This is a genomic window from Paenibacillus sp. Y660, from assembly GCF_057221575.1.
Genome location: NZ_JBXBBJ010000005.1, coordinates 133,807 through 157,960, shown reverse-complemented (window position 1 = coordinate 157,960; position 24,154 = coordinate 133,807). Strand labels below are relative to the sequence as shown.

Below are 24,154 nucleotides of genomic sequence, written 5' to 3'. Positions count from 1 at the left end.
TCCTGTAATTTTACAAATAAACGATTTCATGTCCGCCCGCTCGGTTATACGGCGCCTCAAGAAGCTTATCCAGAAAGTTTAAGCTGTAGCGATTCCAATAGGCGGTCATATTTAGCACCCGCTCCTGCGGCTTTCCAAGCGGTTTAATGGAATGGTGTATACGATCAAGCTGCCTAGTAGACGCTTCAAATTGCTTGTTGTAGGCATCAACGGTCTTCGTGCCCATATAGTTGATCTGCTCGACGATTTTTTGCATGTTCGTATCTCCGAGCTTAGCAAGCGAAGGCTGAACGGAGGCAGCCAGATCGAGCAGCGGTTTGTAGAGCTGCTCGAATTGCTGCCTCGCATTATCGAATTGCTGTTCGATGGATAGTCCGTCTTGATCCTTCAGCCATGTGCTCTTGCGCTCCTCGAAGCGCTCCATGACATCCTCGAAGGAAAGCTCGTATTTGTCCATATGCTTGGCTACCGTTCCTTCTATTAACGTATAGGACATGCGAGGCACGATGATCGGCATTTCCATTTCAAGCGTGCGGAAGGCTTCTCCAGTCAAAGCCCAATAGGCTATTTCACCGGGACCAAGCACCGTAGCGAGTACAGGGAACAAATAATCCTGCATAAGCGGTCTAGTCAGTACGTTATTGCTAAGCTGCTCCGGCTGCTCATCCGCAATCTGCAGGAGCTCCTCCTTCGTTAACGACAACTGGCCTTTACGGTCTTGATAAAGACCATCCTTCTTATGAAGAAGTGTTCTTTCATCGCCATTTGCCGAGTTGAACAGAAACAGGTTCGCACTGCCGGGTGTAACATCCGCTTGCAAGCTGTAGCCAAACTCCTTGACTTGCGCAGCAGATGCCATATAGGCCTTCTCCAAATCGTCATTGCGCTCGATAATCTTTCTAAACATCGGAGCTTCCAATCGGCGGATAACCGAATGATCTGCATCAAGCAGCACGAGCCCTTGTTTGCCGAAGAGATAGCTTAAAATCATAGCGAACAAATCCGATAGCGATTGCGCCTTATGCGACATCTGGCGCAATTCCTCCAGCAGCAATGGCTTGAATTCAGAATGCGGCAGCGCTTGTTCCAGCTCCGCCAGCAGCTGCGTCCACATTTCTTCCGAAATAGACGTGCGGCTCACCGATGTGCGCGAGCCTTCAGGGCGTGCCGACGATAGCTTGCGCAGCTCCTGCTCAGCTGTTAGCACATAGGCGTGATTCGCTTCATCCCAATCATGATCCTCGCCTGCAACCCAAAAAACCGGCACGACCGTACGCCCAAGCTGCTCGCTCGCAGATTTAGCAGCACCAATAATGGATACTGCCTTATGTATTACGAGCAATGGACCGGACCACAACCCGGCTTGCTGGCCTCCAACGACAACCGGAGCACCTTCTGCTATTGCTGAGATGGATGCAAATACTTCAGCACTTGCGCCCGCCTTCTCATTGTAAACACGCAGTGCATGCGCAACCTCTGCAGCCTCGGCTCTCACATGGCTGCTTTGCTCCAAACGTTTAAACCGTCTATCCCAATCCTGCTGCGCTCCCGCATGATAGCCGTACAAAACATCGATACGGTCATCTGTGCGATTTATATATGCCTCTGTTAAAGGCTGAGCGCTTGGCAATGAATAAGTTTCTTTTCTCATAGCGCAGCCTGTAACCTCCTGCTGGATAGTCGCCAAAGCGACTTATAATGGATTAAACTGAACATTTTAATTGTACACAAAGGTGAAGCCGTCCGTCAAAACAAAAACGCCTCAGCTTTAATGAGGCGTTTAGCTTATATACATATAAATTATGCGGTAAGCACCAATCTGCCGATGACAATGCACATGAACACAACATACAGCACGCTCATCGAAAAAAAGCTTAGCCGCCAAATCGTTCGAAAAATTTTTTTGCCATCAATCGTGCCGCGTTTGCGGAACTGAGCATTGCCAAGCAATCCGCCTCCAAGCAGCATAAATAATAATATGCCATAAAGACCGAATTTGCTGCCAAATAAAATGTCGAATAATACGGCAACGCAGCCGATCAACAACGCCGTCGTGACGTCCATGGCCAATAGGAAAGCCTTCTTCCGATCCTGAATATAAGCCCCATAACCAAATAAGATGATTGCGAAAGGTATGACTGGAATGACCGCCAAATAAGCGTATGCATGTTTGATGCTATCCATTATCATCTCCAACGTCTTTCAGTCCCTCCTATTCAGCTTTCGGATGCAGTGCTTGCACGAGTTCCTTCATTGCCAGGTTTAACGGTGCCTGCAGGCCATGCTTCGCAGCCAGCCTTGCAACTCCGCCATTAATCGCATCTATTTCTGTAACCCTGCCTGCCCGAATATCGCTTAGCATGGAGGAAATGTTACGACTGGTTTGCCTGCAAACATCGATGATGAGCTGCCAGCCATCTCCAGGCATGCTCATGCCCGCGTTAACAAGAATATGCTCGGTTTCCTTATATAGCTCACGCATAAGCTTCTCGCGAGCGGGATGATCTGGAAGCTGTCCATTTTCCACATCAAAGATCGCCGTCAGCGGATTAATTACTGCGTTAATAAGAAGTTTATGGAAAATTCGATTCTCCAAATCATTCGACAGTGAAGAGGCAAATCCTGCCGATTGCAGCATGTCAACCAACATTTTTTGCGAGATAGCTAGAGCTTCATCCTCTTTACGCGCGTTTCCTCCCCACTCACCCAGCCAAAGCTGCCCTTTGCCCGTATACTCTACCGATCGCGAATCTAATCGTTTAGCGCCTTCCGTCGTCACCGCGGCATACAGCGGCAAATTCGGAAGAATGCCTTGAATACGCTCCAAGTGGCCGATCCCATTTTGCAAGCTCATGATGGCTGTTCCATCATTCTCCGAACGGTTTGCTAGCAGGGCGAGTTTCGATAACAGCTCATCTTTCAAATCCGTTTGTTTGACCGTTAGCAGCAGCCAATGATAATACATTTTTTTACTAATTTGTTCTTTATTCCATTTTCGTGAGGAGACCTGCTCAATCCATTCGCTTCTCACACGAATCACTCGCTCGCTTGTTCCTCCAAGCTCAATTAACCTAATTCCTTCGTCCGCAAGCAACACAGCCTGCTCCTTGCTGCGCGTCCATATTGTCACATCAGCGCCCGCGTCTGCTAGCTTCGCCCCATAGAGCAGACCAAGCGATCCTCCGCCTACTACATCCATTTGCAATTTCTACGCCTCCCGAACACCAGCAGCTCATCGCTATATTGCAAACATCGTATCAAATCTGCTGAAAATAATGCAACTGATATAGGCAGCTGAAACTTATTATTTCTTATAAAAAAAGAGAGGCTGGCCAATAAATGGCCAACCTCTCTCATTTTCGGTTTATAACTTATTCAATACGTTCCAAATTGCCGTTTGCATCCATTTTAAATCTAGGCTTGGCCTCGTCATCATTCGTTAATACGGTAAGTCTTCTTGCACGATCCATAATTTGAATAAGCGTCTTGTAATCATCGTTTACTGCGCGGTAATCCGTTTGGACATTGTTAACCTCTTTGGACAATCTCTCATTCTGGTCGCGCAAACGATATAGCTCATCCTCTTTGTCTTTCAGTTCCTTCTCAAACCATTTGATTTGACGCGTCAAATCCTGATAGGTCGTCTTCCATCCACGGAGAAAACGAATAACAGCATCAACGGACAAACCTTCCTCGATCGAGCTGTTTTCTTGCTTGAAACCACGCTCATCCGTTTCAAAAACGGCAATCGATGAAACATGCGGCGTTGCGACAATCGTTTGTTTTTTCAAATAATTACGTTTCTGGCGCTGCTGCTTTGCAATTTGGATAGCATCCTCATACCTTTTGCGAACGCAGCTATTCCAACGAAAACCGCATGCTGCGGACGTCCGTCCGATTCGTTCGCCTACTTCCTCAAAAGCTGCAAGCTGGGTACTTCCTTCTCGAATATGGCGTAGTGTGACCTCGGCGAGTATTAGATCGTCATCCGGACTCCACGCATCTTGTCTGACTGCTGTCATGCAACAAAAACCTCCTAACGTAAAGGCGCTTACTTTATCTCTATGCCCTTGGTAGAGTTCATAGAATCTATTGGATACTAAATTGTATAACCAAATTTTCAATTGCTCATACATGTTAGCACTTATTATTGAGCAAACTATGTCTAGACTCCGTATATAGGAATGGCTATAAACAAAAAGTTTGCGATTTCGTCACGTTTTTGGTTTACACTTATTTCGCCAAACGTTATAATGATCATTAGAAAATCGGGTCGTAGCGAAAGGGGGATGTCATCATGGCACGCATGTATCGGGTACTTGGCTTTTGGACCCTGGTAATCGGACTTATGGCTTTTGCAGGTCATATGACGGAATTTGCGCTTTTATTTTTTGCACAAGCCGTCGCTTTCGTATTTCTAGGCTACTTGAATTTCTCCGAGAGAACTTACATCGTAATGTTCTGGGGATATATGATCATTTCATTCGTGGGTTTCACGTATTGGTCGGTCTTCAAGATGGACTTGCCGTTTTAACAAGGGCGCAACAGACACTCGCCTAGGCAGGTCATATACTTAAGCTAAGTGAAAACGAGCATTGCTGTCCATGACGGCAATGCTCGTTTCGCATAGAACCACTCATGCATAATCGAAGAAAAGAACGGTGACAGCTCCATTTGAGTTGTCACCGTTCTTTATGTAAGTGAACCTTTGTCCAAAATCATCACTTTAAACGATTCGCTCATCTGATCGCTGAGCAGGAGCTGCCTAATCGATCGGTTCAATCGAGCCGTCTCGCTGAATGGATCGGTGCTGGTATGGTTTTGAAGCAATTCCAGAACGCCATGATCGATCAAAAATTGCTTTTGGGTCGTATAGCTTGCAACCTGCCAGCCGCATTTCTCGGCTTCATGTTGAATAAACGTAAACGGAACATGCGAAGTTATATCCTGCTCGCCGATTCGAATGTACGGACTGTCGCTTGCAAGATGGCGCCAATAGCACATAAGCGTTCCATGCATGCGATGCTCCGCTGTATATTCAGCAGCATCATGACCGTAGTCAATTAGCACGAGTCGTCCGGTCGTCATGACATCTCCCAGCTTCTTCAGAAACGCTGCTGCATCCGCATGAACCTCCGTCCGCTGTCCCTCCTTAAGCTGAATGCCATCTCGCGCAAGCCAGCGGCTTATTCGTGAATCAGTGATCGGCATATACACCTCGTGAAAGCCCTGCAACTCATCGCCTGCAACGCCAAGCTCATACAGTTCTCCCTCAATACGCTCAATTCTGTGAACGGGAAATGCGTCCAGCAGCTCGTTTGCGATCACGAATGCCGGTTGCTTCAGCCAGCTTGAATGCCACGCATCATCTGACGAGGCAATCAGCGGCTCAACAACCCATTGTCCTTTGCTATCAACGAAAGCCTCTCTTGCCGCGCGGCCATGCGCGGGATGATCCTCGATAAGGACCGATTGGAATCGTTCCGGCCAATCGCTGCTTCGTTTGCAGCCTGCGGCCGCGATTTGAGCAGAAAGCCTGCCTGTTCCCGCTCCCCACTCGATTAGCTTCAGCCGCCCACCAACCGCATCGCTATAGGCTAATGCACAGCCAGCAAGTACTTCTGCCAGAACGCGGCCAATTCCCGAGCTCGTATAAAAGTCTCCATCCTTGCCCACGCGCACTGGCCCCGAGCGATAATAACCATGGTTTCTATCATAAAGACAAGCGTTCATATAGTGATAGAAGGAGATACACCTCGCTGCATGCCTTCTCCCTTCATTATCGATATGCCAACCAGAGTATGCTGACTCAGCAATTTTTGCCGCAATAGAGGCGGCAAGCGGGTTATCCTTGATCATTAGGTTCATCCTTTTCCAAATGTAAGATATAATAGAATGGATTGCCGCATAAAATGAATGCTGAGGAGGGACGATGCCGTTGACATTGACAACCAAGCGTAATCGTGTTTCCATAGCAGCCACGGTGATGCTCCTAATTGCAATGCTCCTGATTCGGCTTCCCGTTATGGCAGAGCCTCTGCCGGTTGATGAGGAGGAAATGCACTCGCTGCTTGAAAAAAGCTTATCCGTCGCAGAAATTGATAAAGAAATCATCCGTATCCATGAGCAAAAGCAGCAGCTTACACTGACGATGACGGACACCGAGAAGCAGCTGCACCTGCAGGAGCAGCAAATATCGGACAAGCAAGACGAGGCTGGAAGCGTTTTGCGGGCTTATTATATGGGAGAACGGGATTTTTTGTTCAGCGCTCTACTATCTTTTGATTCATTATCAGAGCTGTTTCAAATGCTGGATTATGCAGAAATTATTTTTACCCAAGACAAGCATACCTTGAATACATATGTGGAGCAATACAAGAAGGTGAAGGAAGGCTACCAGCAGCTTGAGTCAAGACAAGATGAGCTATCCATCATGGAAGAGCAGCTGCGAACGCAAAGAGAACGCGTATTGGCGCTTGAGAAGCAGCTGGATGAGCAGCTATCGGGCCGTTCGGATGCCGATCGCATTCGTATTTTAATGATGGAGCTTACCTCTTACTGGGATACGGCGGGAGTTGACATAGTCAAACAATATTTCCGCGCGCTATCGAAAGCGATGAAGCAGCTTCCGAACTGGATCCAAGACAACAAGCAGCTGCTTGAAATTAATGGCTTTCAATATACGATTCGAGTGCCTGAGGATGATTTGAACTCGTTTTTGCGTGAGCAAAATGACATTTTCAACAATTTCTCCTTCAAATTCGTTGATGACAAAGTTATTGCCCAAGGCAAACAAGGCAGCATGGAAATTAAAATTGCCGGTCATTATACGGTTGAGAACGAGCCGAAGAACGCTATTCTATTCCATGTAGATGAGCTGCTGTTCAACGGCTTTGCACTGCCCGATACAACCCGCCGAGCTTTGGAGAAGGAATTTGACCTTGGCTTTTATCCTGATTTAATCGTATCCTTCCTCAAGGCGGATTCCGTTGTTATGTCCGATGGCGAGCTGACCATAAAGCTGAATCTTAAGCTTTGAGCGAACACTTAGTGAATCCTTGCAGTAAGCCAAAAAAGCCTGTCCCCGCACGCTGCGGGGCAGGCTTTCCTTTTTTGGGTCTATTCGCCTTGAACGGCGAGTGAATCAACATACGGCGTAATTTGGAACGTCCCTTCGGAAAATAATTTCCACATCCGCTCCCGGTACTGCCATTTCTCTGGCCACATCGGATCAGGCTGCGGCAATTCATTCTCCTCCCGCTTGGCAATCAACACCTTCTTCCACCAGGCAGGCGGTATTTGGACTGGATCATTTTGCAGTGAGCTGTTGAATGAATACAAGGAAGCTCTAGCCGGCAGCTGCCCCGATCGATCGTAAGTCATCTGCTGGTTGTCCACGTCCGTTATTTCTCTGATCCACAGCATCGCTTCTTCTTCCACATCGCTGCTTGAGGAGATGGCATAGCTATGCCCATTTAACCACGGGGAATAAATATGATCCCGATCGACGATCAGCTTATTTCGCAAACCTTCATTAAAGCTCTCATAGTCATTCCAAGGAATAATAGCAGCGAGCAGGCTATCGCTTTGAAATGATGCATTAAATTGATCAATCGCATTATTTTCGATCCGGCTTATATGCTGTTCCATATTTTGAAACCATTCAAGCTGTGCCGTTTGCATCTCGTTTAAGGGCTGCATATTCAGCAAGTTAGATTGGTCCGTGTCGAATGTAGCCTGCCAAACAAGCTGCTGCAGCAAATTGCCTGCGCTCCAATTCACGATGCTTGCCTGTGGATGAAGCTCGATAATCTTGGCAGCTGCAGCTTGGTATGATGCCCAGTCGGATGGCGGCCCCTTCAAGCCTGCCTCCGCAAGCAATACACCGCTCCATACGACAACATACGGATTCACATCCCGCGGTACCCCCCACAAATATCCGTTCCATTTGAGCGGGTCGAGAAGCCCTGTCATCTGATCAGAGAGCGTATCCCCTGTCATCACACTGTCAGCAGGCTTTAGAAATCCGCGAACCGCAAACGGTCTGACCCACCCATTATCGAGCAGCATAATGTCAGCAGACTCCCCCTGTTGGCTTTGAAGCACCCACAGGCTATAAGCGTCATCTTTGGCTGGCTCATTGGTTAGCTTAACTTGTATATGAGGATATTTCATCATAAAATTCCGATTTAGCTCCTGCAGCTGAAGAAACTGCGAATTAGGCAAGGAAACGTTTACAAAAATGTCGGTGAGCTGATCGATAACAACCTCGCCCGGTACGGGCTGTTCATTAGATTTCTTGTCCGGTTTTCCAATGCTGGCTTGATCTATATTGCGCGAGTAAGGGATAAGCAATAGTGCTGCTAACAGTAACGTACCGATCATAAACGGCACATATTTTCTGGGAGTCACAGCGTTCTTCCTTTCATCCTTGAATCTACTAAAATAGGATAACAATAAATTCAAGGTTTGTCCAAACGAACCTGTAAATCTAATGGTCATTAGCAGCAAATGTAAATGAGCCTATAGGATGCTTTTAATACACTGACTGCATATCGGGAGTCCTATGAACAGAGATAGTACCAGAAAAAGAAAAACGAGCTCTTAGAACTGCTTCTAAGGCTCGTCGGCATATTGATTTATCTCCACAAAAACTTGCATTTCTTAAAAATAAGGCTTTTACAGTGCCCCATAATAGCGGGACGTTCTGATTACAGTAAATCAGCGGCAAGCTGTGCAAGCTTAGAGCGTTCGCCTTTCTCCAGCGTCATGTGTCCGCTCGTCCCTTCGTTTTTGAAGCGCTCCACGAGATGCGTCAATCCGTTGCTGATTGAATCAAGGTACGGATGGTCAATTTGCTCCGGGTCGCCCATTAGGACAATTTTACTGCCTTCGCCAACCCGCGATACGATCGTTTTTACTTCATGCTTCGTTAAATTTTGCGCCTCATCAATGATGATGAATTGGCCTGGAATGGACCGACCACGAATATAGGTGAGCGCCTCGACCTGAATGCTCCCCATACCCATCAATATTTTGTCGATGTCGCCTGCCTTCTTCGTATCGAACAAATACTCCAAATTATCATAAATCGGCTGCATCCATGGACGCAGCTTCTCTTCCTTCTCTCCTGGCAAATACCCGATATCCTTGCCCATTGGAACGACAGGTCTCGCGATTAGCAGCTTCTTGTACTTATGCTCATCCTCCGTCTTCAGAAGGCCTGCTGCAAGCGCTAGAAGCGTCTTCCCCGTCCCTGCCTTGCCCGTAAGCGTTACGAGCGGGATATCGTCGTTTAGGAGCAGCTCAAGCGCCATGCGCTGTTGTGCATTTCGGGCAGTGATGCCCCAAATCGGATCATTGCTAAGATATAACGGCTCAAGCCTCGCTCCATCTTGGCTAACCTTTAGCAGTGCAGACTTTGAAGTGCCCATTTCATCGCGTAAAATAACAAATTCGTTCGGATTTAAGCGAATGTTCAAGTGCATGTTGTTCACGGTAAGAAAGCGGTAGGTGTAAAACTCATCGATGACTGCCGGATGCACATAAAGCGTCATATAGCCCGCGTAGAAGTCAGACGATACAACGACTCGATCCGATAAATAATCCTGTGCCTGCAAGCCAAGCACATCAGCCTTAATACGAACAAGTACATCCTTGCTTACCAGTACGATGCTTTGCTTCACAGGCTCATTCTCTTGCTCTATGTGGTAATTCAGCGCAACCGCCAAAATCCGATTATCGTTTGACATTTCACCAAACATTTCCTGAACGCGCATAAAGCTGCGGTGATTTAATTCCACCTTGAGGATGCCGCCGCTCGGAAGCTCAATACCTTCATGCAAATGGCCCTTTTCACGCATCTTATCAAGAAGACGTGAAATGGATCGGGCATTTCGACCTAATTCATCAGCCAACCTCTTCTTCGAATCGATTTCCTCCAACACAACCGCGGGAATTATGACTTCATTATCATCGAAAGCAAAAATCGCTTGCGGATCATGAAGCAGCACATTTGTATCGAGCACGAATATTTTTTTCATGAGAACCCTCCCGGCGTTGGATATTCATTAGAGCCATACATAGCAAATCGATGCTGCGGGTAAACTATGATTCACTGGTGACTTTTAGATTTTTCAACGAGAAAAAAGAGGTGGCAAACATGTTCAAATGGCTAACTTCAGCGATCATTGTTGCGATTGTAGCGACAGGCTGCGGCACCGTCGCACGTAATGAGACATCACCCTCTCCACAAAATAATGACCAGGTGAAAGCTCAGCAAACTGAACCGCGAAAAAAGGAAATTAAAGATTCAAAAAAGGTTGCGGCACATCTGGAGCAGTTGGCCAAAGAAATTGACGGCGTAACGAACGCGCACTGTGTCGTGTTCGGAAATACAGCAATCGTCGGAATCGATGTAGATGCCAAGCTGGATCGCTCAAGAGTCGGTACGATTAAATATTCCGTCGCCGAAGCGTTTCACAAGGATCCATACGGCGTAGACGCATTAGTTACTGCGGATATGGATCTCTCCCAACGAATAAATGAAATAGGCACTGACATCAAGCGCGGCAGACCGATCGCCGGCTTCGCAGAGGAAATGGCCGATATCATAGGAAGACTCATTCCGCAGATACCGCGTGACGTTAAGCCGATTGAGCCCGAGAAACAACAAGCTCCTAAGATGAATAAGAAATTGTAAAGGCCCCCTGAAGGCACAAAAAGCCTAGTGAGCAATCACTAGGCTTTCTTCAAGGCTGCGGAAACTTGTACAGCTAAAGCATCCGCAACAAAGTTCTTATTCGATTTGTCGCACGCAAGGGTAGTGGACAAGCACTCGGCGTTATCCATCGCGTCCCTGTATTCCATAATGCTCGAGGTCAAGCTGTCAGATACCGCATGTAGTTCGCGCAGTTGAACGATAGGCTGCTTTAGCAAATTCTCGATCGCTTGCTCAGATCTTGGGTATTCGGCATTGGTCATTCGCATGACCTCCTTCTGAACAGATTCAAATTGGCCTCTGTAGCATTATTATATCCATAATATTAGTTGCAGTCTACGGTTATTCAGCCATTTTTGCCTGCAAGGCAGACCGAGCTTCATCAAGCTTCGCTTCATCGAGATAAACATAGGGACTTCTCCATGTTCCTTCAAGCGGAATAAACGTAATATCATTGCGGCCCATGCTCATATATTCAGCAATCATGTTCTTGATTTCTTTGGAAGGCATATCCATTGTTAAGTTTTTGCCGACAGCCTCGAATACCGAACCAATCTTCGTTACACCATCCAAAGATTTCATTTTGTCTGTAAGAGCGCCAATAACTTGGCTTTGTCTTGCATTGCGGTCAAAATCGCTGGACATATTTTTACCGTTGTTGGATTTGCGATAACGGACGAAATCAAGCGCCTTCTCGCCGCTCAGCAGTTGAACGCCTTCCTCCAAATCGATATTGGTGCCGTCTGCTGAATCCTTATACTTCATTCGCATATCAACATCAACTTCCACGCCGCCCAGTGCATCTACAACATCTGCGAAGCCCTGGAAATTAATTACCGCGGAGTATTTGATGTCAATATTGAAGAGCTTGCTCATGACATTGCGGACCTCTTGCTTGGCATCAGCATAAGCCGCTTCTTTATTCAGATCCTTCTTATTAAGCGCGTTCATATAAAAATCAGCGTAAAAGCTATTGGCTTTGCGTTCTCTATAGCCTTCAACATCGATGCTCGAATCACGCGGAATCGTAACGATCGTTGCCGATTTGGAATTCGGGTTAAATACGGCTACCATCATGACATCCGTGTTCAAGCCGCCTCCATGAGAACGCGAGTCAAGGCCCATCAACAGTAGAGCAACTGCTTTCTCCTTAACCGATTCTCCTGCGGGTATTACTACCTCATTACCGCTAGGTGCTGCGATTTTATCTACGGCTTCATCCGCCTTAAACACCAAATAAGCTAAAGCCAAAACTATTAGGATAAGCACCGCAAACAGCATCACAAAGATCGTTTTCCAAACCGAGCGTTTTTTGCGCGGCTTTTGTTTTTTAGCTTTTGCTGATTGACGCGCTCCCGCCCTTGGAGGTAATTCCGTTGAACCCTTGCTCATATGTGCCACCTTCAAGTTCAGTTGAATTTTGGATTTGATTCAATGTCCGTCAATAGCTGCTCGCAGGCCTCGCGAGGATAGAACTGCAGCTTGGCGCGGCCATCCTTCTCGTATTTCAAATGTATCATCGTATCGTCAATCTTCGTTATGACAAAGCTCGACAAGCCATGATCCTCTGTCAAAATTTGCTCAAAAAAAACGAGCGTGTCGAGGGCTGCTTGATCATCTTCCCTGGCATCCGCAACCAGCTTAATTTGCAGCCAGTTAAAAAGAGCGTCCTCTAGCTTCATTTGCCTGATTCCGCATTCTGAGGGGCATTGTCTCCGGCCTTGTTGCCCTTCCACTTGTCATACAATTGTCGCCCGCGAAGCATGAGCATCATTAGAACCGCTACTCCCATACATTGAATGATCGGAAGTTTATCTACCTGCAAAATCATCAAAACAAAGGAGCCAAACGCAATCAAAGCGTAGACCAAAATCTCTTTCAACAACGGCAGCTTCTGCTGAGCACGAAACACTTTATTGAATATGTATATCGTAAAGCCAAGAATGATCAAATAAGAAATCAGCTTATGATCGCTTAACCAAGCCTGCATGCAGCATACCTCCTTCTCCATTGTTAACGGCCTTCGCCGCATTTTAGTTGCACAGCAATCGTTTCACTGTGAAATGTAAGTGGGATTATAAGTTATTAACTTATAATCCCACTTATATTTTAAAGAAAACGCAAGGCTTTGCGCGAGCAAAACCTTACGTTTGTTAAGTGACTGGCTCTTAAACGCTGGCTTGTGCGTTTTTGCGGTTTTTGTCCGCACGTTCGCGCTCGCTTTTGTTCAAAATTTTCTTGCGCAGACGAATCGTCTTCGGCGTGATTTCACAATACTCGTCATCATTCAAGTACTCGAGCGCTTGCTCAAGCGAGAACAGGCGAGGACTTTTCAATGTAACGGTATCGTCTTTACCAGCAGAACGAATGTTGTTCAATTGTTTTACTTTACAGATGTTGACGATGATGTCATTCTCACGAGTATGCTCGCCAACGATCATGCCTTCATAAATTTCAGTACCCGGCTCCAAGAACTGAATTCCGCGATCCTCTACGCCCATCATGCCGTAGAATGTCGATGTTCCGTTCTCACTTGCTACCAGAACGCCTTGGTGACGGCCGCCTACGCCAGCGCCGGCTAGTGGACCATAGCTGTCGAAAGCATTGTTCATGATGCCGTAGCCGCGTGTCAAAGTCAAGAATTGTGTACGGTATCCAATCAAGCCGCGTGCAGGAATTCTGAATTCCAAACGAACTTGGCCATTGCCATGGTTGATCATGTTAAGCATTTCTGCTTTGCGTGTTCCAAGGCTCTCCATAACAGCGCCCATGCTTTCTTCAGGCGTGTCAATTAGTAGACGCTCGTAAGGCTCTTTCTTCGAACCATCAATTTCCTTGATGATAACTTCAGGTTTGGATACTTGAAGCTCGAAGCCTTCACGGCGCATGTTCTCGATCAGAATCCCAAGGTGAAGCTCACCACGGCCGGAAACGACAAATGCATCCGGGCTGTCTGTTTCGTCAACGCGAAGCGCTACATCTGTCTCAAGCTCTTTGTATAGACGCTCACGAAGCTTACGGGATGTAACCCATTTGCCTTCACGGCCCGCAAAAGGACTGTTGTTGACAAGGAAAGTCATTTGAAGCGTAGGCTCGTCGATTTTTAGAACTGGCAAAGCTTCTGGCTTCTGAGGATCAGCAATCGTCTCACCGATGTTGATTTCACGGATACCTGCGATTGCGATGATATCGCCAGCGCCTGCTTCCTCGATCTCAACGCGCTTCAAACCTACGAAACCGAACAGCTTCTCAATTCTTGCTTGTTTATTGCCGCCTTCACGTGTCATTACTGCAACGGTTTGGCCTTGCTTGATGATGCCGCGGTTAACGCGACCTACTGCAATACGGCCAAGGTACTCGTTGTAATCAAGCAATGTTACTAGGAATTGCAATGGTTGTTCAGTGTCCTCAGTTGGCGATGGGATGTTGCTGACGATTGTTTCGTATAGAGCTTCCATGTTCTCATCTTGTTTCTCAGGATCAAGACTGGAAGTACCCATTAGCGCAGATGCATATACAACCGGGAACTCAAGCTGCTCGTCATTCGCGCCTAGCTCGATAAATAGATCAAGAACCTCATCTACAACCTCTTGTGGTCTAGCGTTCGGACGGTCAATCTTATTCACGACAACGATTGGCGTCTGGTTCGATTCAAGCGCTTTGCGCAAAACGAATTTCGTTTGCGGCATACAGCCTTCAAACGCATCAACGACCAAAAGCACGCCGTCAACCATTTTCATAATACGCTCAACCTCGCCGCCGAAATCAGCATGTCCAGGCGTATCTACAATGTTGATCAAATAATCTTTGTAGTTGATTGCTGTGTTCTTTGCCAAAATCGTAATACCGCGTTCACGCTCTAGATCGTTAGAATCCATTGCGCGTTCCTGTACTGCTTCATGATCGCGAAACGTACCTGATTGTTGAAGCAGCTTGTCAACCAACGTTGTTTTACCGTGGTCAACGTGGGCAATAATAGCGATATTTCGTAAGTTCTCTCTTGCTTGCATAACTTGTAATCCACTCCAATTGTTTTTTATTTAAATCTTGTTACCAACGTCTGCGCTTGCTTAGCATCATCCAAACACCTGCCGCAATTAGTGCAACAGCAATCGCATAAATCCCCCAGCTCCACAAAAGTACTAAAATAACGAACACGGCCGATGCGGCAGCAAGCGCAATCGATGCCGTGAGCACAACACGCGGTCTGGATGAACCGAACAAATAATATTCGTAAAGGCCTGCTGCTACGCCAAAAATAAACAGCGGCCACAAATATTTCAAGCTATCCCATCCAAAAAGGTTGCATACGACAAACAGCAGGGCATATACGACGAGCATTCCGCCTGGTACAAGCACGACCGCAGGAACTAATCGCCCGAAGTAAAGAACATGCAGAAGCACTCCAGGAATCAACACGAGCAGCGGCCAGAAGATAGCGCCCAAAAAGCTGAATACACCTAACTTGCCGAACAATATTACGACCCCGGCTAACAGCAAAATAATTCCAGCGGAATATTTGTTATTAGGCATTTGCGCTTCCGCTCCTTACAACGCCAATCGCATATCTTGACGAAAGACGACAGTTTTTATCTATATTAGTTTAATGGAACTGAGGCAAAAATACCAGTACGTAGCGAGGGTATAAGCAAAAAAAAACCGTCCCTCAATATTTTGAGTAAACGGGGCATGTCATAAACATTATAAAATAGGCTTTTTTTTGACAACTGCTAACGCAATTACAAGCGGTACACAAAGAAGCGGAATCGCTTCGGCAAGCGTTTTGGAGCCGTGAAAGAGCAGTTTGTCGAGGCCGGGATCATGCATAAGCATTTCTCCAGCCGCATAGGCAAGCAAAGCAGCTCCAATATAAGATAAGGCAGGGAATTTTTGCAGTAGTGTCCCGAGCATCTGGCTTCCCCAAATGATCATAGGAATGCTCAGGGCAATTCCGAGCAAAATTAGAATTGGATCGCCATCAGCGACAGCGGCAATTGCCAGAACATTATCAAGGCTCATAATGAAATCAGCTACTACGATCGTCCAGATCGCTTGACCGATCGTCTTCGCTTTTTTTACAGAATGTGAATCCTGTTGCCCGCCAGCCTCTGCGAGCAGCTTCACTGCGATATAGAACAGCAGCAGAGCTCCGATTGCTTGCAAATAAGGCACCTGCAGCAGCTTTATGGCTACCAAAGTTAAAATGCATCGCAGCCCTACTGCAGCGAGTGCCCCCCACCAAACGGCGCGCTTTCGCTGCTCTGGCGGGAGCTGACCGCTCGCCATGGCGATAACAATAGCATTATCTCCGCTCAGCAATACATTAATTAAGACGATTTCGATAAATACAATAACGCTGTCCAAGCTGCATCCCCCCTCTTATCAGAGGTATGAACAAGCTATGAAGATTATGTCCAAAAAATAATGAATCCATCTTCACCAGCAAGCGTATTTATTGGAGACTTAGGAATTCCTGTTTATGGAAGGGGAGAGATTTCTTATGGAGCTATTTTCAGTCGAGTTTTTCTCCGCCCTGCTGACCATCGTTTTCATCGACCTTATTTTGGCCGGAGACAACGCCATTGTTATAGGGCTCGCAGCACGGAACCTGCCGAAGGATCAGCAAAAGAAAGCCGTCATTTGGGGAACAGCCGGTGCAGTCGGTATTCGAATTATTGCCACCTTGCTCGTCGTTCAGCTCCTGAACGTTCCTTGGCTAAATCTTGTAGGAGGCCTCCTGCTGATATGGATCGCATACAAGCTGCTCGTACAGGAAGATGCCCATGACGGCATTAAATCAGGCAACACGCTTTGGCAATCGATACGGACGATTATTATTGCCGATGCGGCGATGGGAATCGACAACGTTATCGCGGTTGCAGGTGCAGCACATGGCGATACGCTTCTGGTCATCCTTGGATTAATTATTAGTGTACCCGTCGTTGTATGGGGCAGCACGATCTTCATCAAACTAATCAATCGTTTCGAATGGATCGTTTATGTCGGTTCTGCGGTGCTTGCTTATACGGCTGCCAAGATGATAACGCATGAAAAATCATTCAAATCATTTTTCGAAAATCAGCTGGTCTTCTGGACATTCGTTGTCATTATCGTTGCTATTACGATTATTGCTGGTTTATTGACTAATATGCGCAAGAAAAAACAAGCACAACAAGAAAGCAGCGAATCCCTTTGACGGGATTGCTGCTTTTTTTATCGCTTTATCATTTAAATGCTAGAACCAGCTATCCTCGCCTGCCGTTTGTACGGATGTCTGAAGCTCAGGAGTAAGATGCAGCAGCTCTGTTCCTTCTACTGCATCCGCAAGCAATTGCGAATAATTAGGAATGAGCGCCTCAAGCTTCTCTACGATTCTAAGATTCGGATTCGTGGTAGGCGATTTTGGCAAAAATAAGGTACAGCAATCCTCATAGGGCAAAATCGACGTCTCAAACGTTCCGATTCTCTCCGCTAAACGTATGATCTCATGCTTGTCCATCATGATAAGCGGCTTAAGCTGCGGCAGCTCCGTTGCGCGGCCGATTACGTTCATGCTCGGAAGTGTCTGGCTTGCTACCTGCCCCAAGCTCTCACCCGTCACGATGCCATTCGCACCGCTGCGTTCAGCTAACTGCTCTGTTATGCGAAGCATAGCTCTTCTCATCAAAGTGATAATAAGATTATCGCTTTTGGCTTGAACCAAAGTCGTTTGGATTTCAGTAAAAGGAACAAGATGCAGCTTGATTGGCTCGCCGCTGAAATAAGACAAGCGCTTTGCAAGCTCAATCACTTTATCCTTCGCCTGATCGCTTGTAAACGGGTAGCTGTGGAAATGGACTGCTTCCACCTCCAGCCCCTTTCGCAGCGCCAGCCAGCCTGCTACAGGACTGTCTATGCCGCCAGAGAGCAGCAGCATCGCTTTGCCGTTCGAGGCGAATGGAAATCCGCCTGCACCGGGTATAACGTCGCAAAATATATACGTCGCTTCCTCTTGAATATCGACTCGCAATTCAATATCAGGCTTGCTCACATTCACTTTCAGTCCAGGCATAGCCTGCAGTACAAATCCGCCAACCAAATGATTCATCTCTTGCGAATTATGAGGAAATGGCTTCCACGCACGCTTGGCGCTTACTTTAAAGGTTGCCGGTTTCTCTGGCAGCGCCTGCATTAGTGCCAGTGCGGCAGCCCGAATTTTCTCAAGGTCCAGTTCTGTGCTGATAACCGGACTTAACGAAACGATGCCAAATAAATCCTTCAGTCGATTCGCAACAGGCTCATGCGCATGCCCATTCAGCTTAACAAACAGGCGCCCAAAGGATTTGAAATAAGTAATATTGTCATAAGGGAGCAATGCTTGCTTCACTTGGTCAAGCATTCGCTTCTCAAATTTATTTCGATTTCTTCCCTTTACCATTAAATCTCCGTAACGGAGCACAATTTGATCATAATGCAAGTTTAAGTCAATCTCCTCTCGAGCGGCTTCAATTGCTTAACGACATGACGAAGCGCCACGCCTAAAGCATCTATATCCCGCTCCTCGTGTTCATCCCCAAAGCTGATTCGCACCCCGCCCGCAGCCTGCTCGCGGCTCGCTCCAATAGCGAGCAGCACACGGCTCGGTTTGTCGTCCTTGGAGGAGCAGGCAGATTTGGTTGAAGCCATTATACCATGCTGCTCAAGCATATGAATGATGACCTCAGGCTTCATGCCCGGATATGAGAAATGAAGAATATGCGAAGCAGAAGGCTCAGCCCCGTTCAGCTTAAGCTCCGGCATTCCCTCAATATGATGAATGAGCTTTTGCTTCAGCAGCTTCATACGCCGTTCTCGCTGCTCCATGGATTCAAGCGACATCCGTAGCGCCTTGGCGGATGCAACGATGCCTGGCACATTTTGTGTGCCGGCGCGATAACCGAATTCCTGCGTGCCTCCCGTAAGCATAGGCTGCAGCGCAACACCTTCTCGGACATAGAGAAAGCCAACCCCTTTTGGACCTCGCAGCTTATGAGCCGAACCGCTCAGCAAGTCAATCCCAAAGTCCTCGATGCGAACCGGCAGCTTGCCGATGCTTTGCACGGCATCAACATGGAACAACGTCTTCGGATATCGCTTGAGCAGCCGTCCGAATTCCTCTATTGGCTGAATCGATCCGATTTCATTGTTGATATGCATAACGCTAACCAGAATCGTGTCGCCGGTCAGTGCCTCTTCCAATTGCTCTAGACGAACATGTCCTGATTCACTGACCGGCAAATAAGTGACGCGGTACCCCTCTTGCTCCAGCTGCGCAAACGACTCATAGACGGAGGCATGCTCAATCTGTGTCGTAATCAAATGCTTGCCTCTGCCAGCATATTGGCGCGCTGCACCTTTTATCGCTAAATTGTTGGATTCGGTTCCGCCTGATGTAAATACCCAATTCCCTCTAGTCGTTTGCAGCTGCTCTGCAAGGAGTGCGCGCGAGCGTTCAATTAATTTATCAGCATCAGTGCCAGCGCGGTGAAGGGATGAAGGGTTTGCAAATTGCGACTTCATAACCTCCATCATCGTGTGCACGACTTCTTCATAAGGCGGCGTTGAAGCACAGTGATCAAAGTATAGCATCGTACTCATGTCTCCTTTCCAAAAAAGAAAAAGATCATCGATTGTTTCCGCCTGTGTGGCAGAAAACCAAATCGTGATCTTATTGCTGCCGATTTACTTGGCTTGAAGCACTTTTGCAACATATCGCTGCGTCTCTTCCGGCAGCGCCTCAAGATTTTCGATAAGCTGCTCGTTGGTCTGTATGCCTGTTCGATCAACGCGGCCAGGACCAGCATTATAGGCTGCCAAGGCAACCTGTTCATTCCCGTTATACTTCTTCAGCAGCAGCGATAAATATTTGGTTCCACCTTCAATGTTCTGCGCGGGATCAAAAGGATCGGTGACGCCAAGCCCTCTTGCCGTTCCATCCATCAGCTGCATTAAACCCTTAGCGCCTGCACCGGATTGCGCATCCGAACGGAAGCCGGATTCGGTCTTGATGACCGCTTGGATCAAGGCAGGATCTACGCCATACTTGGCGGATGCTTGCTCGATGAGCTCGTCATATTCGCTTGGTGAGCTGCTTGCTTCGCCAAGACTGCTGTAGGAAACATTCGGAAGACTGCTTAGCGTGGAAAGCTGAGCTAACGCATCTGCCGGCAGTATAGGAGCAGCACTGCCATTTCCAACCGAGCTGTCGGACATATATTGAGATAATAGCGTATCAAATAAGGAAGCAGAGCCATCGCCCGCCGTCGCTTGCAATGGATTGGCTGCTGCTTGCAAATTCAAGCTTGGAGAAAGCTGCAGCTGCAATAATGTTTTAATAATCCGAGGGTCGATACTCATGATTTCCTCCCAGCTGTATCCATTCGTATATGCGGTCATGTTCACTTTATGTATATCGGTTTTTATTGTACATGTTTTTAGAGCAAACAGCCAGTCTCCCTATATTGTTCTCCCCATTTAACCAGTTTTATTGGAGTGTTGCCCAAATTAAGCATAAAAAAGCCGAGCAGGTCTTGGAAACTCCTGTTCGGCTCTTTTTCCGTATTTTCACAATTTTACTTAAATACCTTCACGCGCTCATCGATCGGTTGAAACGTTTTCTCCCCAGGCTCCGCTGTCGGTTTGCCGAAAGGCATTTGCGCAATCAGCTGCCAAGAATCAGGCAATGACCATGTTGATTTAACCTCATCGTCGATTAGTGGATTGTAATGCTGAAGCGAAGCGCCAAAACCTTCCTTCTCAAGCGCAGTCCACACCACCAATTGATGCATGCCTGAGGATTGCTGCGACCAGATCGGGAAATTTTGCGCATATGCCGGGAAGCTTTTCATTAGGCCGTCTACTACCTTTTTATCTTCGAAAAATAAGACCGTGCCGTATCCGCTTTTGAAGGAGCCCATTTTTTGCTCAGTAGATTCGAATGAATCTGCAGGAACGATAGCTCGAAGCGTATTTGTTGTAATATCCCATAGCTTATCATGATTTTCGCCAAGCAATACGACTACTCGCGCACTTTGTGAGTTGAAGGCTGATGGCGTGTGCTTGACTGTCTCATGAACCAATTCCACAATTTTCTCATCGGAGATTACAGCTTCTTTGCTAATGCCGTAATATGTGCGTCTTGCTTTAACTGCGTCCAAAAATGCTTCTGATGTCATTAATTCTCCTGCCTCTCAAATGTCTTGTTTCAGCCGATTTGCGATGCTATAACCTTCTGCTAAAAAGTTAGCTGGTCAAATCGAGATTTTTAATTACTTTATGTTAGTTACTTTACGTTAGTTGCTTTATTATATATTGTTCCAGTTGTCAAACCAGACGATTTCATTATCCCCATCGGCAAAAGAATTATGTCTCGCTGGATGTCTGTACAACGATGTGCATTAGCCAGACGATCGCGTATAGCAGTGTGCATATGGCAAACACGATGACTTCAAGCTGCAGCAAATACCAAGGCCATGGCGCCAGCAGATCAAGCAAGGATGCTGTACCGGGCTTCTGCGCCAAAAACATAAAGTTAGTTGTCCCCGTGGCGACGTTCGTAATGGCCGCCGGCACAGCGAGCACATGAAGCCAAACCATTGCTTTCAGGACAGAACGAAAGGTTGGACGGTATCGCTCCACGGCCATAATAAACAAAGCAGCGCCAACGATTCCGATATGCGCGATAAAGAAATGAAAATAACGGAAATGAGGAAACGTTTCGTCTAAATTGGGGGTCAAAAGCGCTTGCAGAGCCCCCATGCTTCCGAGAAAGAAAACGACGTCGTAAAGATTTTTTTTATTCGAAAATAACATTAACCCACTAACTAGCACCATCAGGCTGCAAAGCTGAAAGGGCAATGAGTAAGCTCCCCACCTATGATCCAGGAAGTAGGATAGCTGAAGGGAGGCTTCGCAGACGATTAACAGTATTGCCAGCCCATAACGTACTTTTCGGTTCACCGCCGGCTCCCTCATAGGCTTGCGAAATACGATAATGCCGATAAATACAATAATGGCCGCTGACAATCCGGCAAAATGAGCGGCTGAAAACATCTCAAACACCATCATAAAACCCTCCCTTCTCTTTCTATTATGAAAAAAATGGCACAAAAAAATAGTACCAACATTATCTGGTACTATCCTCGTCATTCTTCTTATGGAATAAGCCCATTTCTTTCACTTTATTGGCAGCTTCGCGTGATCCGGTCAAATTCAGCTTCTTTAGAATATGATTGACATGGTTTTTGACGGTACGGATCGATACGACCAGCTTGTCGGCAATTTGCGGCTGCGTATAGCCTTGATCAATCAGGTCGAGCAGCTGAAGCTCCGAAGGTGTGATCAGATCGCTTAGCTTCTTCACTTCGAACTCGCGCTCAAGCTGCTTCAGCCGCCGGAATTCCTCGCGCATCCGATCTGCAACGGCTGCGTTGATCGGAGATTGGCTTCGGAAGGCTGACCTTACGGCATTAGGGAGGCTTTCAAAATCCGATTTGATTTGATAATCGATAGCTCCCGCTTGAAAGGAACGGAAGATGAGCTCCTTCTCCTCCATGGATGTCAGCATGATGACTTTCGCTCCAGTAGATACGGCAGCCTCCTCGGCAAGCAGTACGCCCTCCGGTCTGCCATCCAGCATAATGTCCATCAATACAACATCCGCCTGGATCGATTGCTGTTTGCCCGCAAGGAGTGCTTCCCTTACCTCCTCCGCTCTGCTCGCCGTCCAGACGACGCTGATATCCGGCTCCTTGTTTAAATACGCCACAAGTCCGCGAAGCCAATCGGGATCGTCCTCAACGATCCATAACCTAATATTATCCATGAGCTTCTCTCCTCTCGGCTTCTTTCTCCGCCGCTCGTTCTGCTTGCACGCTTCGTTTAGGAAACGTCATGTAGATGGATGTGCCGACACCCGGCTTGCTTCGCAGCTCCAGCATACCCTTATGCTTGCGCATGACGTGATACGCATAGGGCAGTCCAAGTCCAAAATTGGTGTCGCTTCCGCTTTTTGTCGTATAGAAAGGTTCAAGCACCTTCGTTAGTTCGCTCTTGATCATGCCAGGGCCTGTATCTCGCACCTCGATAACGAGCTCCCGCTTCGTCTCACTTAAATGGATATACAGCTCGCCGTTGTTCTTCATCGCCTCCAAAGCATTCGCAATGATATTGCCTAATGCCTCCCCTACCTGTGCCGGATCAATACGGCAGCTCCATCCTTCGATTAGCGAAGCATGGAGCGTGATATTGCCAAGAACGGGTCGGTATCCATTCATCGTTTGCTCGATTAACGCTGCCAAATCCGTTGCTTCAACGCGCAGCACCAAATCCTCTGTTCGGCGATGAACGCGCTGGAGCATCTCTTGCATATGCCTAGAAGCATGAAGCACCGTCTCAATATCGGCTAGCAGCTCTTGCTGATCTGTTTCGATCGCATAAGCCTTCATTTTCTCTGAAAATAGTCGCATTTTGCCCGCGTCGTTCTTAATCGCATGATTGAGGATGGCCGTACCCGACGTGACCGCTCTGAGCGTAGAATCGTATCTCCGCCGATCGATATTGACCCGTACACCCATAAAGCCGTATGTGAATAAACCAATGACAAATACCGTTACGCCTAAACCGACTATCCATGTATTATAAACCCACATGCGCAGCATGCCGAAGCTTGGCAGTACGTAATTCATAACCATACAGAACATGACTGGAGGCAGCACTGCCGAGCAGATGATCCAATGCGTACGAGAGAAGGAGGCATGCAGCTGTCGCTTAAGCAGAATTTGGACCGCGCCATAAATAATGTAAGGCACTGACCACCAGGCTACTATTTTGAATGTAATGGGGTACATTTCCGTGTAGAAGGGCGTAAATATAATGCACAATACGATGGGTATAAGCAGCAAAAAAGGCAGGAGCTGCTGCAGCCGCTTCGATAGACGAACAGGTCGGTAAGCGACGGCGAACAGCGCGAAGGAATAAGGCAAGCCATAATAAGAAGCCAACGAAGAGATCGCTTGCAAGCGATAGAGGAGCTGCTGCGCTACCTCATTCATTCCCGCATCCGCTGCAGCAGGAAGCCATTGCAGATCCAGGACGGCGGCAAGCGCTCCCGCCCCTCCGCTGAACGCTACTGCGCCTAACCAATGATTAATGGATGCTTGCCGGTCTGAGAGCCATATAATGGCTGCAATAGCCCACAGTGCAACAAGAACGAACAACATAGCGCAGCTCCTTCACAACAGCTTACTCTTTAATTTCAATCGTTATTGGCGACCATTCTGCAATAACCGTCTGGCCATGCACGGACACACTGCCCGCTGGCGTCAAATCCTTCTCTGTCATAATGCCAAGCGCAACCGTTCCGTTGATTGAGCAGCAGAATCGGTGCCATTATCATAATCCCACAGATCGTTAATC

At 47.3% G+C, this 24,154-nt stretch carries 26 protein-coding genes; 4 read left to right on the top strand and 22 right to left on the bottom strand.

Translation table 11 applies throughout. The annotated features are described in order from the left end of the window. Positions 1-10 precede the first annotated feature (10 nt). The 4 genes from bshC to AC2TDN_RS08825 form a co-directional block, all read right to left on the bottom strand. Positions 11-1,651, bottom strand: a complete 1,641-nt coding sequence (gene bshC, locus AC2TDN_RS08840) for a bacillithiol biosynthesis cysteine-adding enzyme BshC (RefSeq protein WP_484687689.1) — start codon at positions 1,649-1,651, stop codon at positions 11-13. Positions 1,652-1,800: 149 nt separating this feature from the next. Continuing rightward, entirely contained in the window at positions 1,801-2,184 is a 384-nt protein-coding gene (locus AC2TDN_RS08835) for a DUF3397 domain-containing protein (RefSeq protein ID WP_484687688.1), read from the bottom strand. A 28-nt stretch (positions 2,185-2,212) separates the two neighbouring features. After that, a complete protein-coding gene (locus AC2TDN_RS08830) occupies positions 2,213-3,199 on the bottom strand; it encodes a ketopantoate reductase family protein (protein WP_484687743.1) in 987 nt (328 codons plus the stop codon). 172 nt (positions 3,200-3,371) lie between these two features. Continuing rightward, positions 3,372-4,022 carry an RsfA family transcriptional regulator gene (locus tag AC2TDN_RS08825; protein WP_482066767.1) on the bottom strand — a complete coding sequence of 217 codons (651 nt, stop codon included), beginning with the start codon at positions 4,020-4,022 and terminating at the stop codon, positions 3,372-3,374. A 275-nt stretch (positions 4,023-4,297) separates the two neighbouring features. Between AC2TDN_RS08825 and AC2TDN_RS08820 the strand changes: the two genes are divergently transcribed. Further along, positions 4,298-4,534 carry a DUF2626 domain-containing protein gene (locus tag AC2TDN_RS08820; protein ID WP_053375484.1) on the top strand — a complete coding sequence of 79 codons (237 nt, stop codon included), beginning with the start codon at positions 4,298-4,300 and terminating at the stop codon, positions 4,532-4,534. A 158-nt stretch (positions 4,535-4,692) separates the two neighbouring features. On the opposite strand, the gene AC2TDN_RS08815 is transcribed toward AC2TDN_RS08820, so the two are convergent. After that, positions 4,693-5,859, bottom strand: a complete 1,167-nt coding sequence (locus AC2TDN_RS08815) for a class I SAM-dependent methyltransferase (RefSeq protein ID WP_484687687.1) — start codon at positions 5,857-5,859, stop codon at positions 4,693-4,695. 79 nt (positions 5,860-5,938) lie between these two features. Between AC2TDN_RS08815 and AC2TDN_RS08810 the strand changes: the two genes are divergently transcribed. Further along, a complete protein-coding gene (locus AC2TDN_RS08810; RefSeq protein WP_484687686.1) occupies positions 5,939-7,039 on the top strand; it encodes a coiled-coil domain-containing protein in 1,101 nt (366 codons plus the stop codon). An 80-nt stretch (positions 7,040-7,119) separates the two neighbouring features. On the opposite strand, the gene AC2TDN_RS08805 is transcribed toward AC2TDN_RS08810, so the two are convergent. Then, the gene (locus tag AC2TDN_RS08805; protein WP_484687685.1) at positions 7,120-8,412 is read right to left on the bottom strand and encodes an ABC transporter substrate-binding protein; all 1,293 of its coding nucleotides are present in this window, start codon (positions 8,410-8,412) and stop codon (positions 7,120-7,122) included. A 299-nt stretch (positions 8,413-8,711) separates the two neighbouring features. Continuing rightward, positions 8,712-10,043 carry a PhoH family protein gene (locus AC2TDN_RS08800; protein ID WP_482066763.1) on the bottom strand — a complete coding sequence of 444 codons (1,332 nt, stop codon included), beginning with the start codon at positions 10,041-10,043 and terminating at the stop codon, positions 8,712-8,714. A gap of 119 nt (positions 10,044-10,162) precedes the next feature. Here AC2TDN_RS08800 and AC2TDN_RS08795 point away from each other — a divergent pair, with 119 nt between their 5' ends. Continuing rightward, the gene (locus tag AC2TDN_RS08795; RefSeq protein WP_484687684.1) at positions 10,163-10,702 is read left to right on the top strand and encodes a YhcN/YlaJ family sporulation lipoprotein; all 540 of its coding nucleotides are present in this window, start codon (positions 10,163-10,165) and stop codon (positions 10,700-10,702) included. A gap of 38 nt (positions 10,703-10,740) precedes the next feature. On the opposite strand, the gene AC2TDN_RS08790 is transcribed toward AC2TDN_RS08795, so the two are convergent. The 7 genes from AC2TDN_RS08790 to AC2TDN_RS08760 form a co-directional block, all read right to left on the bottom strand. Next, positions 10,741-10,983, bottom strand: a complete 243-nt coding sequence (locus AC2TDN_RS08790; protein ID WP_484687683.1) for a hypothetical protein — start codon at positions 10,981-10,983, stop codon at positions 10,741-10,743. 79 nt (positions 10,984-11,062) lie between these two features. Continuing rightward, positions 11,063-12,112, bottom strand: a complete 1,050-nt coding sequence (locus tag AC2TDN_RS08785; RefSeq protein WP_484687682.1) for an LCP family protein — start codon at positions 12,110-12,112, stop codon at positions 11,063-11,065. 17 nt (positions 12,113-12,129) lie between these two features. Further along, complete coding sequence (locus AC2TDN_RS08780) at positions 12,130-12,402, bottom strand: hypothetical protein (protein WP_484687681.1); 273 nt, start codon at positions 12,400-12,402, stop codon at positions 12,130-12,132. After that, a complete protein-coding gene (locus tag AC2TDN_RS08775) occupies positions 12,399-12,710 on the bottom strand; it encodes a YlaH-like family protein (protein ID WP_482066758.1) in 312 nt (103 codons plus the stop codon). The genes AC2TDN_RS08780 and AC2TDN_RS08775 overlap by 4 nt, the downstream gene beginning before the upstream one ends. 178 nt (positions 12,711-12,888) lie before the next feature. Then, positions 12,889-14,730, bottom strand: coding sequence for a translational GTPase TypA (typA, locus tag AC2TDN_RS08770; protein ID WP_482066757.1), 1,842 nt, complete (start codon positions 14,728-14,730; stop codon positions 12,889-12,891). A gap of 40 nt (positions 14,731-14,770) precedes the next feature. Continuing rightward, positions 14,771-15,253: a hypothetical protein gene (locus AC2TDN_RS08765; RefSeq protein WP_482066756.1), complete on the bottom strand. Its 483-nt coding sequence runs from the start codon at positions 15,251-15,253 to the stop codon at positions 14,771-14,773. 168 nt (positions 15,254-15,421) lie between these two features. Continuing rightward, positions 15,422-16,084, bottom strand: coding sequence for a TerC family protein (locus AC2TDN_RS08760; protein WP_482066755.1), 663 nt, complete (start codon positions 16,082-16,084; stop codon positions 15,422-15,424). A gap of 136 nt (positions 16,085-16,220) precedes the next feature. Here AC2TDN_RS08760 and AC2TDN_RS08755 point away from each other — a divergent pair, with 136 nt between their 5' ends. Continuing rightward, a complete protein-coding gene (locus AC2TDN_RS08755) occupies positions 16,221-16,916 on the top strand; it encodes a TerC family protein (RefSeq protein WP_484687680.1) in 696 nt (231 codons plus the stop codon). A 39-nt stretch (positions 16,917-16,955) separates the two neighbouring features. Here AC2TDN_RS08755 and thiI read toward each other — a convergent pair whose 3' ends face one another. From thiI to AC2TDN_RS08715, 8 genes are all read right to left on the bottom strand, one after another. Beyond that, a complete protein-coding gene (gene thiI / locus AC2TDN_RS08750; protein WP_484687679.1) occupies positions 16,956-18,176 on the bottom strand; it encodes a tRNA uracil 4-sulfurtransferase ThiI in 1,221 nt (406 codons plus the stop codon). A 2-nt stretch (positions 18,177-18,178) separates the two neighbouring features. Continuing rightward, entirely contained in the window at positions 18,179-19,336 is a 1,158-nt protein-coding gene (locus AC2TDN_RS08745) for a cysteine desulfurase family protein (RefSeq protein ID WP_484687678.1), read from the bottom strand. An 84-nt stretch (positions 19,337-19,420) separates the two neighbouring features. Beyond that, entirely contained in the window at positions 19,421-20,095 is a 675-nt protein-coding gene (locus AC2TDN_RS08740; protein ID WP_482066751.1) for a lytic transglycosylase domain-containing protein, read from the bottom strand. Between the two features lie 215 nt (positions 20,096-20,310). Beyond that, positions 20,311-20,913 carry a nitroreductase family protein gene (locus AC2TDN_RS08735; protein ID WP_484687677.1) on the bottom strand — a complete coding sequence of 201 codons (603 nt, stop codon included), beginning with the start codon at positions 20,911-20,913 and terminating at the stop codon, positions 20,311-20,313. Positions 20,914-21,100: 187 nt separating this feature from the next. Beyond that, on the bottom strand, positions 21,101-21,805 hold the full coding sequence (locus AC2TDN_RS08730; RefSeq protein WP_484687676.1) for a YwaF family protein: 705 nt from the start codon (positions 21,803-21,805) through the stop codon (positions 21,101-21,103). 58 nt (positions 21,806-21,863) lie between these two features. Further along, the gene (locus AC2TDN_RS08725) at positions 21,864-22,562 is read right to left on the bottom strand and encodes a response regulator transcription factor (protein ID WP_484687675.1); all 699 of its coding nucleotides are present in this window, start codon (positions 22,560-22,562) and stop codon (positions 21,864-21,866) included. After that, positions 22,555-23,958 carry a sensor histidine kinase gene (locus AC2TDN_RS08720; RefSeq protein ID WP_484687674.1) on the bottom strand — a complete coding sequence of 468 codons (1,404 nt, stop codon included), beginning with the start codon at positions 23,956-23,958 and terminating at the stop codon, positions 22,555-22,557. Before AC2TDN_RS08720 ends, AC2TDN_RS08725 begins: the two co-directional genes overlap by 8 nt. Positions 23,959-23,980: 22 nt before the next feature. Continuing rightward, positions 23,981-24,079, bottom strand: a complete 99-nt coding sequence (locus AC2TDN_RS08715) for a DUF6081 family protein (RefSeq protein ID WP_484687673.1) — start codon at positions 24,077-24,079, stop codon at positions 23,981-23,983. Between the last annotated feature and the right edge of the window lie 75 nt (positions 24,080-24,154).

Coding starts and splice junctions, on each gene's coding strand:
- bshC (WP_484687689.1), bottom strand. CDS start 1,651: ATGAGAAAAGAAACTTATTCATTGCCAAGCGCTCAGCCTTTAACAGAG.
- AC2TDN_RS08755 (WP_484687680.1), top strand. CDS start 16,221: ATGGAGCTATTTTCAGTCGAGTTTTTCTCCGCCCTGCTGACCATCGTT.
- AC2TDN_RS08835 (WP_484687688.1), bottom strand. CDS start 2,184: ATGGATAGCATCAAACATGCATACGCTTATTTGGCGGTCATTCCAGTC.
- AC2TDN_RS08820 (WP_053375484.1), top strand. CDS start 4,298: ATGGCACGCATGTATCGGGTACTTGGCTTTTGGACCCTGGTAATCGGA.
- AC2TDN_RS08815 (WP_484687687.1), bottom strand. CDS start 5,859: ATGATCAAGGATAACCCGCTTGCCGCCTCTATTGCGGCAAAAATTGCT.
- AC2TDN_RS08795 (WP_484687684.1), top strand. CDS start 10,163: ATGTTCAAATGGCTAACTTCAGCGATCATTGTTGCGATTGTAGCGACA.
- AC2TDN_RS08830 (WP_484687743.1), bottom strand. CDS start 3,199: ATGGATGTAGTAGGCGGAGGATCGCTTGGTCTGCTCTATGGGGCGAAG.
- AC2TDN_RS08775 (WP_482066758.1), bottom strand. CDS start 12,710: ATGCAGGCTTGGTTAAGCGATCATAAGCTGATTTCTTATTTGATCATT.
- AC2TDN_RS08825 (WP_482066767.1), bottom strand. CDS start 4,022: ATGACAGCAGTCAGACAAGATGCGTGGAGTCCGGATGACGATCTAATA.
- typA (WP_482066757.1), bottom strand. CDS start 14,730: ATGCAAGCAAGAGAGAACTTACGAAATATCGCTATTATTGCCCACGTT.
- AC2TDN_RS08740 (WP_482066751.1), bottom strand. CDS start 20,095: ATGAGTATCGACCCTCGGATTATTAAAACATTATTGCAGCTGCAGCTT.
- AC2TDN_RS08725 (WP_484687675.1), bottom strand. CDS start 22,562: ATGGATAATATTAGGTTATGGATCGTTGAGGACGATCCCGATTGGCTT.
- AC2TDN_RS08735 (WP_484687677.1), bottom strand. CDS start 20,913: ATGACATCAGAAGCATTTTTGGACGCAGTTAAAGCAAGACGCACATAT.
- AC2TDN_RS08730 (WP_484687676.1), bottom strand. CDS start 21,805: ATGATGGTGTTTGAGATGTTTTCAGCCGCTCATTTTGCCGGATTGTCA.
- AC2TDN_RS08715 (WP_484687673.1), bottom strand. CDS start 24,079: ATGACAGAGAAGGATTTGACGCCAGCGGGCAGTGTGTCCGTGCATGGC.
- AC2TDN_RS08780 (WP_484687681.1), bottom strand. CDS start 12,402: ATGAAGCTAGAGGACGCTCTTTTTAACTGGCTGCAAATTAAGCTGGTT.
- AC2TDN_RS08785 (WP_484687682.1), bottom strand. CDS start 12,112: ATGAGCAAGGGTTCAACGGAATTACCTCCAAGGGCGGGAGCGCGTCAA.
- AC2TDN_RS08745 (WP_484687678.1), bottom strand. CDS start 19,336: ATGAGTACGATGCTATACTTTGATCACTGTGCTTCAACGCCGCCTTAT.
- AC2TDN_RS08720 (WP_484687674.1), bottom strand. CDS start 23,958: ATGTTGTTCGTTCTTGTTGCACTGTGGGCTATTGCAGCCATTATATGG.
- AC2TDN_RS08765 (WP_482066756.1), bottom strand. CDS start 15,253: ATGCCTAATAACAAATATTCCGCTGGAATTATTTTGCTGTTAGCCGGG.
- AC2TDN_RS08800 (WP_482066763.1), bottom strand. CDS start 10,043: ATGAAAAAAATATTCGTGCTCGATACAAATGTGCTGCTTCATGATCCG.
- AC2TDN_RS08790 (WP_484687683.1), bottom strand. CDS start 10,983: ATGACCAATGCCGAATACCCAAGATCTGAGCAAGCGATCGAGAATTTG.